Source organism: Bradyrhizobium sp. CIAT3101, from assembly GCF_029714945.1.
GTDB lineage: Bacteria > Pseudomonadota > Alphaproteobacteria > Rhizobiales > Xanthobacteraceae > Bradyrhizobium.
This window is the reverse complement of sequence record NZ_CP121634.1, coordinates 1518155-1532318: the sequence shown is the minus strand read 5'-3', so window position 1 is coordinate 1532318 and position 14164 is coordinate 1518155. Positions and strand designations below refer to the sequence as shown.

The following is a 14164-nucleotide window of genomic DNA, read 5'->3' as shown; positions in this document are numbered from 1 at the left end:
GCAGCGTTTTCGATGGCCGTTCATCCCATCGCACCCGTGCGGCTCAGAAAGTCAGCTATTCGGTCCGCTCCCTCGGCCATGTCCGAATGCGTCCCGGCAAAGGAAAGCCGGACGTAGTTGGCGCCGCGAGCCGGATCGAAATCGATGCCGGGAGCGACGGCGACGCCGGCTTCAACGAGGAGGCGCCGCGCGAAATCGACGCTGTCATTCGTGAACCGGTGCACATTGGCATAGACGTAGAAGGCGCCGTCGACCGGATGGAGATCTCCAAGTCCCGCCTTGGGCAGCTCCCGGAGCAAGAGTTCACGGTTCGCCGCATAGCCCGCCTTGACGGCCTCGAGCTCATCGGTGGCGTCGAACGCTGCGATCGCGGCCTGTTGGGAGAGCGCATTCACGCTGATCGCGAGGTTCTGGTGCAGGCATTCCAGAGACCGCGTCATCTCCGCCGGCACCACCATCCAGCCGATCCGCCAGCCGGTCATGCAGTAGTATTTGGAGAAGCTGTTGACGACGATCACGCCGTCCGAAAAGGCAAGCGCGCTCTTGGCCGGAAAACCGTAGACCAGCCCATGATAGATCTCGTCCATGATCAGGCGGATGCCGAGTTCGCGGCACGTGTCAACGATGGCGCGTAGGTCGTCCGGAGCGATCACCGTGCCGTTCGGATTATTCGGACTCGCCAGGATCAATCCCTGCAGCGGCTTGCGCGAATGGGCCCCGGCGATCATCTCGGGCGTCACTATCCATCGGGTCTCCGCCTCGGTCGGGAGATCGACGATCTCGAGACCCAGCGTCTGGAGGATGTTCCGGTACGGAGGATAGCCGGGCGTCGAAACGCCTACCCGGTCGCCGACGTCGAAAAGCGACAGGAAGGCGAGGTTGAACGCCGCCGACGATCCCGTCGTCACGACGATGCGGTCCGGCGAGACGTCCAGTCCGTGCGCGTCTCCGTAGTAGGCCGCGATGCGTCGGCGCAGAGCCGGAATGCCCAGCGCCTCGGTGTAGCGGATGCGACCGTTCGAGAGCGCCGCGGCGGCCGCTTCGCGCACCGGCCCGGGAACCGGTGCGCCGGGCTCGCCGACCGCCATGTGCACGATCCGCCGCCCTTCCCGCTCGAGCGCGAACGCGCCCGCCATGATGTCCATCGCCCGATACGGCTCGACGGCGCTGCGCTTCGAAAGTCGATTCATGCGGTCCTTCCCGTCCCGGTCAACAGCATCCGCGTCCCGCAGTCCCCGGCATCGCGCGGGGCATATCGCCCCAGCCTCTCGGGGCTGGGAACGAAGATCTTTCCGTGCCGCGTCGTGACGAGGCCCGCGGCCTCGATGCTCGCGAGGGCTTTGTTCGCCGCCTGGCGAGAGAGGCCGGCCAGAAGCGCGAGTTCCTCCTGCGTGATCTCGATGAGCGAGCGGGTGTTCGGATAGAGGATCGGGTTGAACAGCCACGCCAGATGCCGTGCCACGCGTACCGCGAGATCGTGGAGGCGATCCGATTCCATGGCGGCGATGAATTGACCCATCCGTTCGTTGAGCTGCTGCGCCAGAAACTGCGTGAACCGAGGGCAATTCTCGAACAGCCAGATGAACGTGTTCCGGTTCAACATCGCCAGATGAGTATCGCGCAACACGACCAGGTCGTACTTGCGTCCCTCGTTCTTCAGTAGGCTGCCTTCGCCGAACCATCCGCCGGCGCCAAGGCCGGCGAACGTCATGGGCTTCCCCGTCTCGGAGATCGCACTCATCTTGACGAGACCCGTCACGATTCCGGTCCAGTAATCGAGGCGGTCGTCCCGATGGCAGATGTAGGTGCCGGCGCGGTAGCGGCGCTCGCTGATGCCGACAATCGCCCGCTCGGCCTCCTCCTCCGAGAGGACGTCCGCCCAGAACGCCAGCTTTCGCAATTCCTGTTTGGCACCCATTGGGATCTCTCGGAATTGGCAACCGGTGCTCGACGTCGAGCCGTCCGGAGCGCAAATCTCTAACAGTCGGTTCAGACTGGCATCGGCCAGGTGATGTCCCGGCCCTTCAGCTCGCGATAGCGGCGCGCATTCGCTTGCAGGCTTTTTGGATCCGACATGCCCCGCGACAGAAGATCGAGATCGAGCCTTGCCGCCGCATCGATCGCCGCCATCGTCGTCGCCTGCAGCGCGCGCTTGGCAAATGCATAGGCGGGATAGCAATCGGGAGGGACATTGGCCGCCCAAGCCACCGCCGCATCGAGCAGTTGGTCCGGCCGGACGACCTTCTGCACAACGCCCATCCGCGTCGCTGCGGCCAGATCGTACACCTGGCCGAATAGCGTGAACTCCGATGCGGCTTGCGAGCCGATCGCATGCTTGATGATTTCGCAGTAGACTGCCGGCATGGGGATGCCGATCGGCACCTCGTTCAGCGCGAACTGCAGATCGGCCTGGGCGGCGACGCGATAGTCGCAATCGATCGCGGTGATGAAACCACCGGCATAGGCATGGCCGTTGATCGCGGCCACGGTCGGCCGCGGATACGTGAAGAGCCGCAGGTTCGTCGCGCGGTATGCGGCGAACCATTTGTCGATTTCCTTCAGATCCCGGCGGGCGAACATCGCGAAATGGTGGTCGAGATCGAGGCCCGCTGAAAATACCCGTCCGGTCCCGGTGAGGACCACCGCGCAGTCCTCGAACTCGCGCTCGAGGCGGTCGAACGCCGCGTGAAGATCGTCGAAGAACGCCGGATTTTGGGCATTCACCTTGTTCGTGTTCATGGTCACGACGACGACGTGGTCGTGTCTGCGTTCGATGGTCCAGGCCATAATTGATCCCTATCGCGATGACAAAGGAGTTGGGTTCAGCCGAGCTTGAAGACGCGCTTCGCGTTGCCCGAGAGAAACGCCGCTTGGGCCGGGTCGCCGAGCTGCAGATCCTGAAGCCCTTCGATGCAGTCGCCGGCGGGCCAGAACGGATGGTTGGACCCGAACAGGACGCGATGCTTCGGATTACCCCGCATGTATTCGACCACTTCCTTGGGATAGCGGCTGACCTTGTAGGCCGAGGTGTCGATGAAGACGTTCGGATACTTCATCATCAGCGACAGCATTTCGCCGAACCACGGCACGCCGATATGACCGCCCAGGATGCGAAGCTCCGGAAACTCGATGGCGACGCGGTCGAGATACGGAATGGGACGTCCCGGTTCGGACTCCCTTAAGGGCCCGGCGTGCCCGACCTGCGTGCAGAAGGGAATATCGAGCTCACAACATTCGGCAAACAGCGGGTAGTAGCGTCGGTCGTCGGGCGGCAACCCCCATAGCCAGGGCAGGACGCGGAGTCCCTTGAATCCGTCCTGCCGGACACGCCGACGGAGTTCCCGCACGCCATCCATCGGCCGGTAAAGATCGACCGACGCGATGCCCACGAAGCGATCCGGATGCGCCCGGCAATGCTGGGCGACCTCCTCGTTGCTGATCATCGCGCCTTGGGGGCCGTGCCATCCGCACAGCATACCGACGAAAACGCCCGCCCTGTCCATTTCGGCCAGGGTCTCTTCGACCGGCCGGCTGGTCTCGGACCACGGGCCCGGCTTCCAGCGGCGAAGGGACGCGAACATGGGGTCGCCGATCCATCCGGCGTTCGGGTGCTGCATCCATGCGTCGATCGTCGTCATGTTCCCTCTCCCGACAAAATTATCGCCGCCCTCTTGCAATCCATAACACTGTTATATTAGGATTTCAACATTACATTTGCAGAACGCAGGTGCGACCATGCCGAGCTCGTCGGACGACAACAGTGAAAAGCGCCGGGTCGCCGTCAGTGCCTTCAAGCGGACGCTGATCCGCGAGGCGGCGAAGCAAGTCTTCGTCGAGGTCGGCCTGAACGCGACCTCGGTGAGGGAAATCGCTCGAGTGGCCGGATGCACAACCGGCGCGATCTATTCGCAGTACGAAAGCAAGGAAGCCGTCTATGCCGACATTCTGCGGGAATCCCTGCAGGACATGGCGGAAGCGGTGGGAGGAGCGGCGCGGGCGGCCCCGGTGGGCCGCAAAGGCGCGGCAGCGCTCCGCGCTTGGTTCGAATACTTTCGCGCGAGGCCGGCCGAATACGATCTCGGTTTCTACCTCTACGGCGGCGCGAAGCCCGCCGGCGTCGGCAAGGACCTCAATCGCGAACTGAACGTGCTGCTCAAGCGCGTGTACGCGGCCGCAGCGGACGCTCTCGAAGCCGACGGACTCGCAACCGCCTCGAACAAGCTCGAGAGAGGGGCCGCCGGCGCCTCCTGGATGTTCGGTCTCCTCCTCATGCTGAGAACGGGTCGCCTTCGCATTTTGTCGCTCGACGTCGACAAGCTGGTCGACCAGGCCTTGGCCACCTTCGAAAACGGTCAGTCCGAAAGAGCGGCTCGCAGATCGAACGCATAGCCGAGCGACGAAGAAAGACAGCCATCCACGAAGCCGTCGATCGTCGAAACCATTTAGGAGGAAGCCGATGTCGACTGCCGACGTTGCAGCCCGTGGAAGCGATGCGTCCAGTCTTGTGCGGGGCGCGACCACGCCGCCCCTGCTCGAAACGACGATCGGCGACCGGTTCGACGAGATCGTTCGGCGTCATCCCGACCGTCCGGCGCTGGTTTCTCGCGCCCAGGGGCGCCGATGGAACTACCGAGAGCTCGGTGTCGCCGTCGACGATTTCGCACGCGGTCTGGCGTCGCTCGGTTTGAGAAAAGGCGACCGCATCGGAATCTGGTCGCCCAACAACGCGGAATGGGTCATCACGCAGTTCGCAACCGCGAAGCTCGGCCTCATCCTCGTCACCATCAACCCGGCCTACCGGACCCATGAGGTGGAATACGCATTGCGGAAGGTCGGCTGCTCCGCGCTGATCACCGCGACCTCCTTCAAGTCGAGCGACTACGTCGGGATGTTGCGGAAGCTCGCGCCGGAGATCGCGACGGGGACGCCGGGGCGGCTCAAACTCGAGAAGCTTCCGGACCTGCACACGGTCATCCGGATCGGCGGATTCCCGGAGCCCGGCCTGATCGCGTTCGACGAGGTGAGCAAGATCGGGGCCGGCGCTCCGGCGCCCTCGGTCGACCTGGACCCCGACGACGCGATCAACATCCAGTTCACCAGCGGAACGACGGGCTCTCCTAAAGGAGCCACGCTGACCCATCGAAACATCCTCAACAACGCCCACCTCTTCGGTTTGGCGCTGGGATTTACACCCGCCGACAAGCTCTGCATCCCCGTCCCGTTCTACCATTGCTTCGGCATGGTCATGTCGAGCCTGATGTGCGTCACGCAGGGCGCCACCATGGTGATCTCCGGCGAATCCTTCGATCCATTGACTGTGCTGGAGACCGTCCAGGCGGAGCGCTGCACCGCGCTGCATGGCGTGCCGACCATGTTCATCGCCGTCCTGCAGCATCAGGATTTCACGCGATACGACCTGTCTTCCTTGCGGACCGGCGCAATGGCGGGGGCGCCGTGCCCCGTCGAAGTCATGCGGCGCGTGATCGACGAAATGGGCATGAGCGAGATCACGATCGCCTACGGCATGACGGAGACCAGCCCGATCAGTTTCCAGAGCGACCGCGCGGACCCGATCGAGCGGCGTGTTTCCACGGTCGGCACGATCCACCCCCATCTGGAGGTCAAGATCGTCGACGTGAACGGCCATGTCGTGCCTCGGGGCGTGCCGGGAGAGCTGTGCACCCGGGGCTATTCCGTGATGAAGGGCTACTGGGAAGATCCCTCGAAGACCGCCGAGGTGCTCGATCCGGAAGGATGGATGCACACGGGCGACATCGGGACCATCGACAACGAGGGATACTGCAACATCACCGGCCGCATCAAGGACATGGTCATCCGCGGCGGCGAGAACATCTTCCCGCGGGAAATCGAAGAATTCCTGTATCGGCACCCGCACGTCCAGGACGTGCAGGTGTTCGGAGTTCCGGACCCGAAGTTCGGCGAGGAACTCTGTGCCTGGATCCGGCTCAAGGACGGCCAGGCGTCGGACGAGGATGCGATCCGTGCTTTCTGCCGCGACGCGATCGCGCACTACAAGATCCCTCGCTACATCCGCTTCGTGGACAGTTTCCCGATGACGGTCAGCGGCAAAGCCCAGAAGTTCGTCATGCGCGAGGCAATGGTTCAGGAACTGAGCCTGGCCGAGATCCGCACGGCGTAGCCATTCAGAACCGCACACACGGAGACTGCTCATGATCAAGCTCTACACATGGCCAACCCCGAACGGCCACAAGGTCCAGATCATGCTCGAGGAGATCGGACTCCCCTACAGCGTCCACCCGATCGACATCACGCAAGGCGCGCAATTCGAGCCGGCCTATCTCGCCCTGAACCCCAACAACAAGGTGCCGACCATCGTCGACGAGGAAGGACCGGACGGCAGGCCCTTCACGGTCTTCGAGACCGGCGCCATTCTGATCTACCTCGCGGAAAAGACCGGCCGGTTCATGCCGTCCGACCCGCGAGCGCGATCCGAAGTCTTGCAGTGGCTGATGTGGCAAATGGGCGGCCTCGGCCCGATGCTCGGCCAGGCGCAGCATTTCTACCGATACGCGACCGAAAAGGTTCCGTACGGAATCGAGCGCTACACGAAGGAAGGAAGACGTCTGCTCAAGGTCATGGAGAAGCGACTGGAGGGGCGCGATTTTCTCGTCGACGAATACTCCATCGCCGACATCGCTTGCTTCGCCTGGGTTCGCATCCACAAGATGGCGAACCAGAGCCTGGACGATCTACCCCAAATTTCGCGCTGGTATTCGACCATCCGCTCGCGACCGGCCGTCGAGCGCGGTATCAAGCTGATGATCGACAAATGGGTGGACGTCACCAAGAGCGACGACGCGAAGACGAACCTTTTCGGCAAGCCCCAGTTCGGTTGAAGCAAGTACCCCCGATGACGAAATCACTCACGCTATACGCCGACTACCGGAGCCCGTTCTCCTACCTTGCCAAGGACGAGGCCTATGCGCTCGAGAAGGAGCTCGGCGTGACCATCGCTTGGCGGCCGTTCGCCGTCGACATCGAAAGCGCCTACGGCGGCACCGTCGAGGAACGCACGGAACGCGACTGGCGGAAGGTGCGCTACTCCTACATGGATGCCCGCAGGCTCGCGAACCGGCGGGGCCTGATCGTCCGCGGCCCGCAGAAAATCTACAACGGCAACAACGTCCACATTGGCATGCTGCACGCCCAGCGGGCAGGAAACGACGTGTTTCGAAGATACCACGACGAAGTGTACGAACGCTTCTGGTGCAGGGATCTGGAGATCGAAGACTTGACAGCCGTCCGGGACGTCCTCGTCAAGGCCGGGGCGGACGGAGCCGCTTACGAAGACCTAGTGCGTTCCGGGGAAGGTCTTCGGGAGTACACGCAAGTCGTCGCAGAGGCGGAAGAACGCGGGGTCTTCGGAGTGCCGACGTTCGTCGTCGACGAGACCGGCGAACTGTTCTGGGGCACCGACAGGCTTTGGCTGCTGCGCGAGTGGCTCGAAAAGACGTGAATTCGGCGTTCAAAAACGCAATAGAACGCGCACAATCGCAAAATATCGTAGAAAATCGTGGAGCGGGTGAAGCGCTCTGTTTCGAAATCTCGAATGCAATTAGTTAAGCAAATACAATGTCTTATATCGATTCACCCATTTTCATGTTGGACGTTTCATTGGACCGTTTTTTGCGCCTGACAAGGGACTAAATGTAGTCAACACTAGGGATGTCGCGATTTCTATCGGACGCGCAGCGCTCTAAAATTTAGAGGGCGCACCACTTTCGCGGAGCCCTGGCCTCCGAAGTCAAAGGTCACACGTTCGAATCTTGTCGGGTGCGCCAGCTTCTCGTTGTTTTCCAGCGCGATACGTCCGTCCGGGCGGAAAACTCCGAATATGCGAGCGAGTAAGCAATCTCGAGACAAGCACTCGCTGAGCGAAAGTGGCTCGGCGACAAGCGATTGCCCCGAGCCTCGTCTTCTCCGCGACTTGGATCGCCCCCAGGATCCAACCGAGGTCCGCCAACCAGCCGTATTCAGCATGCGTAACAGCGATGGTAGGCTCCGACGCGTTGCTCAATCGAGGCTTCCATGCAGCTTGCTCAGCGATACTGGTTCACTATGCGTGATCTGCTCCTGCCGGGGCTGGCGGTTCTTATGACGGTTTCGATCTTCATATTCGACACGTTGACCGACCTGGAAATCGCTGTCGCCGCTCTCTACGTGATCGTCATCCTGCTATCCGTCAGCTTCGCACAGGGGCGCGGCGTTCTCCTCATCGGCGGAACATGCATCGTTCTTACCATAGCGAGTTTTCTGCTCACGCGATCCGGAGCAGCCTTTTCCGGTGCAATCAATTGCCTCATCAGCATCGCTGCGATCGCCGCGACCACTTACCTCGTCCTCCGAATCGAGACGGCGCGTGTCGCGGTCTACGAAACACGCGCCCAGCTCGCTCACGTGACCAGGGTCACGACGTTGGGCGAACTAACGGCTTCGATAGCCCACGAGGTGAACCAACCGCTCACCGCGGTGATCACCAACGGCAATGCTGCCTTGCGGTGGCTTGGATCCTCTCCGCCGAACAGCGAAGAGGCTGCTACGGCCATCAGGCGCATCGTCCGGGATGCAAACCGAGCGAGCCAAATCGTTGGTCGGATACGTCTCCTCGCCAGGAGATCTCCCCCCGCACCGAGCTGGTTCAGCCTCAACGATACAGTGACGGCGACGATAAGCCTGATCCAGAATCAGGTCCGTCACCATGGGATCTCTCTGAGCACGCAGCTCGATGTGGGCCTGCCTACCGTTCGGTGCGACGAGATCCAGTTGCAACAGGTCTTGCTCAACCTGCTTGTCAACGCTGTGGAATCACTCGCGAAGGTCGATGCGGCTTCCAGGAAGCTGCACCTGACGACATCGAGGGACCCGGGAGGAGTGGTCGTCACGGTGGAGGATAGCGGCGCCGGCCTGGGGGGCAACCTTGACCGGCTGTTTGATGCCTTCTACACGACCAAGGACGAAGGCTTGGGAATGGGCCTGGCAATCGCCAGGTCCATCATCGAGTCCCACGCGGGCCGTATCTGGGCCGAAGGCGCGAAACCGCAAGGCGCAATCGTACGGTTCTTCCTACCAGTTTCAGGTGAGCCGTTACATTCTTTCGCCTGAGCCGGGCATGAGCCCGGTCCCGAGACTCTGGGCAGAGCGATGGAAAGCGAGGCAACTGTTTTCGTTATCGACGACGAACTGGCCGTGCGGGAGGCGCTCGACAGCCTGTTCCGCTCGGTGGGGTTGCGCGTGCTGTCGTTCGGATCGGTCCCGGAATTCCTGGCCTGCAAGCTGCCCGACGCACCCGCGTGCCTTGTGCTCGACGTTCGCCTTCCCGGCGTGAACGGCCTCGACTTCCACGACCAGATGGGCGAGCTCGGCGTTCAGATGCCGGCAGTCATCATAACCGCTCATGGCGACGTGCCGATGTCGGTGCGGGCCATGCAGGCGGGTGCGATCAACTTCATTATCAAGCCGTTTCCGGACGACGCGTTGCTGGATGCGGTGCACGCGGGCCTAGCAAGGGACCGCCTACGCCGAGCAAGCCTTGCCGCAGCCGATTCATTGACGCGCCGCTTCGAGTCGCTCACGGAGCGCGAAAAGCAAATCCTCTGGCTTGTGGTGGCAGGTCAAATGAGCAAGCAGATCGCGGCTCATCTCGGCCTGAGTGAAATCACGGTCAAGGTCCAACGCGCCCAGATGATGCGGAAGATGAAGGCGATGTCGCTCATCGATCTTGTACGAAAGGCGGATATCCTCTCTCGCCATCTCGGAAACGGCGCGCTCCACTGATCTCGGTCCAGCGCCGAATTGGCCCGGTGTCCGACGGATCCGTATACCCGGGTATAATCGCCTTTTGGGAGGAAATCGGCGATTTCCCCGAATGTATCAACTGCGTCCTGCTTGGTCTCAGCTCATAGGCCCTCGGGGAAGACATGCCGATCAAGCCGTCGATTGCCATCATTGATGACGATGAGGCCGTACGCGATGGGCTGATTGCCCTGGTGCGTTCGCATGATCTTCTGGCAAAGGCATTTGCCAGCGCGGATGAATTTCTCAACTCTTACCGTCTCAGCCTGACCACCTGCGTGATCTCAGACGTCAAGATGCCGGGCATAAGCGGCTTGGAATTGTACGGCCGCCTGGTGGCGCGAGGGACACCCATCCCAACCATTCTTGTGACCGCCTATCCGGATGAGCAAACACGTGCGAGAGCGCTGGGTGCGGGCGTCAGCGCATATCTTGCAAAGCCATTCAGCGAGAGCGAACTGCTCGACGCGATAGGCCTCGCGACGGGCTACAACGTCCTCTCAACCAAACGATAACGCAGTTTCATACAGGCGTCTTCCAACTGTCTTATCCGCAGACGGGGAGACGGAAGGCACGCAGGGCATGACCATGAAGCATATTCTGGCGATCGCGAGCGCAAGCCTCGCCGGCAATTGGCTCCCGGCGGCTGCAGCCGATCTGCCGTTGAAGGCGCCGGCGGCACATATCTTGTACAATTGGACCGGATTTTATGTCGGCGGTCACTTCGGCTATGGCGACGCGAGCTTTGGGCCCGGGACCAATCCGCTGCCCGAACAGGGCGTATTTCTGCCGCACAGCGCGACCGGACTCCTCGGCGGCTATCAGCTTGGCTATAATCGTCAGCTCGCCAACGGCGTCGTGCTTGGCGTTGAAGCGGATTCCACCTTCACCAGTCCAGTGGATGGCCCCGCACTGGCGCGCGCGCCGAGCCCTTTCAATACGACGATCGATTATGTCGGGACGGTGCGCGGCCGGATGGGCTACGCGTTCGGACGATTCATGCCCTACGTGACCGGCGGCTTCGCCTGGGGGCATACCCACATCAATGTCAATGATGGCGACGGCGTTACGGCCGTGTTCCCAGTCGGCCACTACCAGACCGGCTGGACCGCGGGACTCGGCCTGGAGTTCGCGGTCAGCGGCAATTGGACCGCAAAGGCCGAGTACGAATATGTCGACCTGGCACGTCGGACCTACGATCTAGGCGGTTTCGGATTGCCGAATGTCGACGCCGATCCGCGCATCCACCTGTTCAAGCTCGGGCTGAACTATCAGTTCGACGACACGCCGTGGATGGCGTCCGTCAGCGACAAAACCAAGCTGCCGGAATCCACCGACTGGAACGTCCACGCGCAGACGACCGTCCTGCCGCAGGGCTATGGGCCGATCCATTCGCCCTATGCGAGCCCGCTTAGCCTTCCCGGCAGCGGCCAGTTGCAGGCGACCTGGACGACGACAGCTTTCCTCGGTGCACGGCTCTGGGACGGTGGCGAGGTCTACTTCAATCCGGAGCTTGCCCAGGGCTTCGGCCTCAATGGCACGCTCGGCCTCGCCGGCTTCTCCAACGGCGAAGCTCAGAAGGCCGGTGCCGCCTTCCCGAAGATCCGCGCCCAGCGTTATTACCTCAAGCAGACCTTCGGACTCGGCGGCGAGCAGGAAGACGTCGCCGATGGGCCGAACCAGCTTGCCGGCAAGCGCGACATCGACCGCATCACCGTTATTGTCGGCCGCTTTGCGGTTGGCGACTTCTTTGACGGCAATTCCTACGCGAAAGACCCGCGTGCAGATTTCATGAACTGGGCGATGTGGTCGTCGGGTGCCTACGATTTCCCCGCCGATTTGCCTGGCTACACGCGCGGCGCCGTGGTCGAGCTTAACCGCAAGGACTGGGCGGTGCGTGCCGCCCTGCTCCAGGTGCCATCGGCGCCCAACAGCGACGTGCTTACCTTCAAGACCGGCGGCAGCGTGATCGAATTCGAGGAACGGCACTCGATCGCCGATCAACCCGGCAAGCTGCGCCTTGGCGCGTTCTACAATAGCGGCAATACCGCGAACTATCGCGACGTGCTCGCGATCGCGGCCGTCAATCCGGCGCTCGACATCAACGACATCACTATCGCCAATCAGCGCGACCGAATGAAATACGGCTTCTATGCCAATCTCGAGCAGCAGATCGTCAAGGACGTCGGGCTGTTCGCCCGCGCGAGCTGGAATGACGGCCAGAACCAGATCCTGTCGTTCACCGACATCGACCGCAGCCTGTCCGGCGGCCTGTCAGTCAAGGGTAGCTTCTGGGGGCGGCCCGACGATACGGTCGGCATCGGCGGCGCCATCAACGGGCTTTCCGCCGCGCACCGCGATTTCCTTGCTGCTGGCGGCACGGGCCTACTGATCGGAGACGGGCAGCTCAACTACAGCCCGGAGCGCATCCTCGAAGCCTACTATGCCTGGAAGCTCAACACCTGGACGACGCTGACATTCGACTATCAGTTCGTCGCGAACCCCGCCTACAACGCCGATCGCGGTTCGGTGTCGGTCTTCTCCGGCCGGCTGCACGCCGAATTCTGACGGAGGGCGACCGGATGACATTGCAGGATATCCGTTCGGCCGTCGTGGGGCGCAGCGCCCTCTGGCCCAACGTCTGGGACCTCATCGCGCTGCTGCTCCTGGTCGGCGCGATGGTGCTGATGGTCTATGGCGGCGAGCAGACCGTGGTGCCGTTGTCGGAGCTCGAGCATACGCCGGTCTCGCTCGATCCGCAGCATTTGCCGCTCTATGCGCTCCGCACGACGATGCGGATGCTGCTGGCGATCGTCTGCTCGACCGTCTTCACCTTCATCTATGCGACCGTCGCCGCCAAGAGCCGCCGAGCCGAGCTGGTGCTGATCCCCCTGCTCGACATCCTGCAGTCGGTGCCGATCCTCGGCTTCCTCACCTTCACCGTCGTGTTCTTCATGAACCTGTTTCCGGGCCGGGTGCTCGGCGCGGAGCTCGCTTGCGTGTTTGCGATCTTCACCAGCCAGGCCTGGAACATGACCTTCAGCATGTACCAGTCGCTGCGCAGCGTGCCGAAGGACCTGGAGGAGGCGACCGCCAGCTTCCACCTCTCGGGCTGGCAACGCTTCTGGCGGCTGGATGTGCCCTTCGCAATGCCCGGCCTGATCTGGAACGCGATGATGTCGATGTCCGGCGGCTGGTTCTTTGTGGTGGCCTCCGAGGCGATCACCGTCGGCAACACCACAGTGACGCTGCCCGGTGTCGGCTCCTATGTCGCGCTCGCGATCCAGCAGCAGAACTTGCCTGCGATCGGCTACGCCCTGGTCACGATGCTGCTCGTCATCATTGCCTATGACCAGTTGCTGTTTCGTCCGATCGTCGCCTGGGCTGACAAATTCCGCTTCGAGCAGACCGCCTCCGGCGAGGCGCCGACCTCCTGGATGCTCGATCTGTTTCGTCGCACGCGCGCGCTGCGCGCCCTCACCTACCCGCTCGCCGCAGCTAACAAGGCGATTTCGACCCTGCGCATCCGGATGCCGACAGCGCTACGGACCCGCGCGAAGATCGCGCCATCCTCCCGCACCATCGATGTGGTATGGATTGCGATCATCGTCGCCGCTGCGGGCTATGCGGCCTGGATCGCCGCGCAGTATCTGTCCGCCAATCTTGGCCTCACCGACGTCGTCACTGCTGTCGGCTATGGATTGATCACGCTGGTGCGCGTCGTCGTCCTCATCACGTTGGCAACGCTGATCTGGGTGCCAATCGGCGTCTGGATCGGACTGCGGCCAAAGCTGGCAGAGCGGATCCAGCCGCTCGCGCAGTTCCTTGCGGCGTTCCCGGCAAATCTCGCCTTCCCCGTCTTCGTCGTGCTGATCGTGCGCTTCGGCTTGAACCCGAACGTCTGGCTGAGCCCGCTGATGATCTTGGGCACGCAATGGTACATCCTGTTCAACGTGATTGCGGGCGCCGCCGCATTCCCGACCGATCTGCGCGAGGCGGCGGGGAGCTTCCATCTGAAAGGGTGGCGCTGGTGGATGAAGGTCGTGCTCCCCGGCATTTTTCCTTATTACGTCACGGGCGCGATTACCGCGTCGGGCGGGTCGTGGAACGCCTCGATCGTCGCAGAAGTGGCGAGTTGGGGCGATACGCATCTCACCGCCAGCGGGCTCGGCGCCTACATCGCGCAGGCCACCGAGACAGGTAACTTTCCACAGGTCGTGCTCGGCATCGTCGTGATGTGCGTCCTGGTGACGCTGTTCAACCGCCTGCTGTGGCGCCCGCTCTATGCGTTCGGCGAACGCCGGCTCCGTCTCGGCTGATCAGGAGGATC

General features: G+C 62.4%; 13 protein-coding genes. 9 read left to right on the top strand and 4 right to left on the bottom strand.

The genetic code is table 11. The features are described 5' to 3' along the window. Nucleotides 1-20 precede the first annotated feature (20 nt). The 4 genes from QA645_RS06995 to QA645_RS06980 form a co-directional block, all read right to left on the bottom strand. On the bottom strand, nucleotides 21-1190 hold the full coding sequence (locus QA645_RS06995) for an aminotransferase class I/II-fold pyridoxal phosphate-dependent enzyme (RefSeq protein WP_283049146.1): 1170 nt from the start codon (nucleotides 1188-1190) through the stop codon (nucleotides 21-23). Beyond that, nucleotides 1187-1900 carry a Crp/Fnr family transcriptional regulator gene (locus QA645_RS06990; protein WP_283049145.1) on the bottom strand — a complete coding sequence of 238 codons (714 nt, stop codon included), beginning with the start codon at nucleotides 1898-1900 and terminating at the stop codon, nucleotides 1187-1189. Before QA645_RS06990 ends, QA645_RS06995 begins: the two co-directional genes overlap by 4 nt. 89 nt (nucleotides 1901-1989) lie before the next feature. Then, on the bottom strand, nucleotides 1990-2787 hold the full coding sequence (locus tag QA645_RS06985) for an enoyl-CoA hydratase/isomerase family protein (RefSeq protein WP_283049143.1): 798 nt from the start codon (nucleotides 2785-2787) through the stop codon (nucleotides 1990-1992). A 35-nt stretch (nucleotides 2788-2822) separates the two neighbouring features. After that, complete coding sequence (locus tag QA645_RS06980) at nucleotides 2823-3638, bottom strand: amidohydrolase family protein (protein ID WP_283049141.1); 816 nt, start codon at nucleotides 3636-3638, stop codon at nucleotides 2823-2825. Nucleotides 3639-3735: 97 nt separating this feature from the next. Here QA645_RS06980 and QA645_RS06975 point away from each other — a divergent pair, with 97 nt between their 5' ends. The 9 genes from QA645_RS06975 to QA645_RS06935 all read left to right on the top strand — a co-directional run bounded on the left by QA645_RS06975 (nucleotide 3736) and on the right by QA645_RS06935 (nucleotide 14153). Then, nucleotides 3736-4389, top strand: coding sequence for a TetR/AcrR family transcriptional regulator (locus tag QA645_RS06975; RefSeq protein WP_283049140.1), 654 nt, complete (start codon nucleotides 3736-3738; stop codon nucleotides 4387-4389). A 67-nt stretch (nucleotides 4390-4456) separates the two neighbouring features. Beyond that, on the top strand, nucleotides 4457-6160 hold the full coding sequence (locus QA645_RS06970; protein ID WP_283049138.1) for an AMP-binding protein: 1704 nt from the start codon (nucleotides 4457-4459) through the stop codon (nucleotides 6158-6160). A gap of 31 nt (nucleotides 6161-6191) precedes the next feature. Continuing rightward, a complete protein-coding gene (locus QA645_RS06965) occupies nucleotides 6192-6878 on the top strand; it encodes a glutathione S-transferase N-terminal domain-containing protein (protein WP_283049136.1) in 687 nt (228 codons plus the stop codon). A gap of 14 nt (nucleotides 6879-6892) precedes the next feature. Further along, complete coding sequence (locus QA645_RS06960) at nucleotides 6893-7498, top strand: DsbA family protein (RefSeq protein ID WP_283049135.1); 606 nt, start codon at nucleotides 6893-6895, stop codon at nucleotides 7496-7498. A 572-nt stretch (nucleotides 7499-8070) separates the two neighbouring features. Then, on the top strand, nucleotides 8071-9144 hold the full coding sequence (locus tag QA645_RS06955; protein WP_283049133.1) for an ATP-binding protein: 1074 nt from the start codon (nucleotides 8071-8073) through the stop codon (nucleotides 9142-9144). 39 nt (nucleotides 9145-9183) lie between these two features. After that, a complete protein-coding gene (locus tag QA645_RS06950; protein ID WP_283049131.1) occupies nucleotides 9184-9816 on the top strand; it encodes a response regulator in 633 nt (210 codons plus the stop codon). A 143-nt stretch (nucleotides 9817-9959) separates the two neighbouring features. Continuing rightward, nucleotides 9960-10349 (top strand): response regulator, encoded by a 390-nt coding sequence (locus QA645_RS06945; RefSeq protein ID WP_283049129.1) that lies wholly within the window; start codon nucleotides 9960-9962, stop codon nucleotides 10347-10349. 67 nt (nucleotides 10350-10416) lie between these two features. Next, complete coding sequence (locus QA645_RS06940; RefSeq protein WP_283049128.1) at nucleotides 10417-12402, top strand: carbohydrate porin; 1986 nt, start codon at nucleotides 10417-10419, stop codon at nucleotides 12400-12402. A gap of 14 nt (nucleotides 12403-12416) precedes the next feature. Further along, on the top strand, nucleotides 12417-14153 hold the full coding sequence (locus QA645_RS06935) for an ABC transporter permease subunit (protein ID WP_283049126.1): 1737 nt from the start codon (nucleotides 12417-12419) through the stop codon (nucleotides 14151-14153). Nucleotides 14154-14164: the final 11 nt, after the last annotated feature.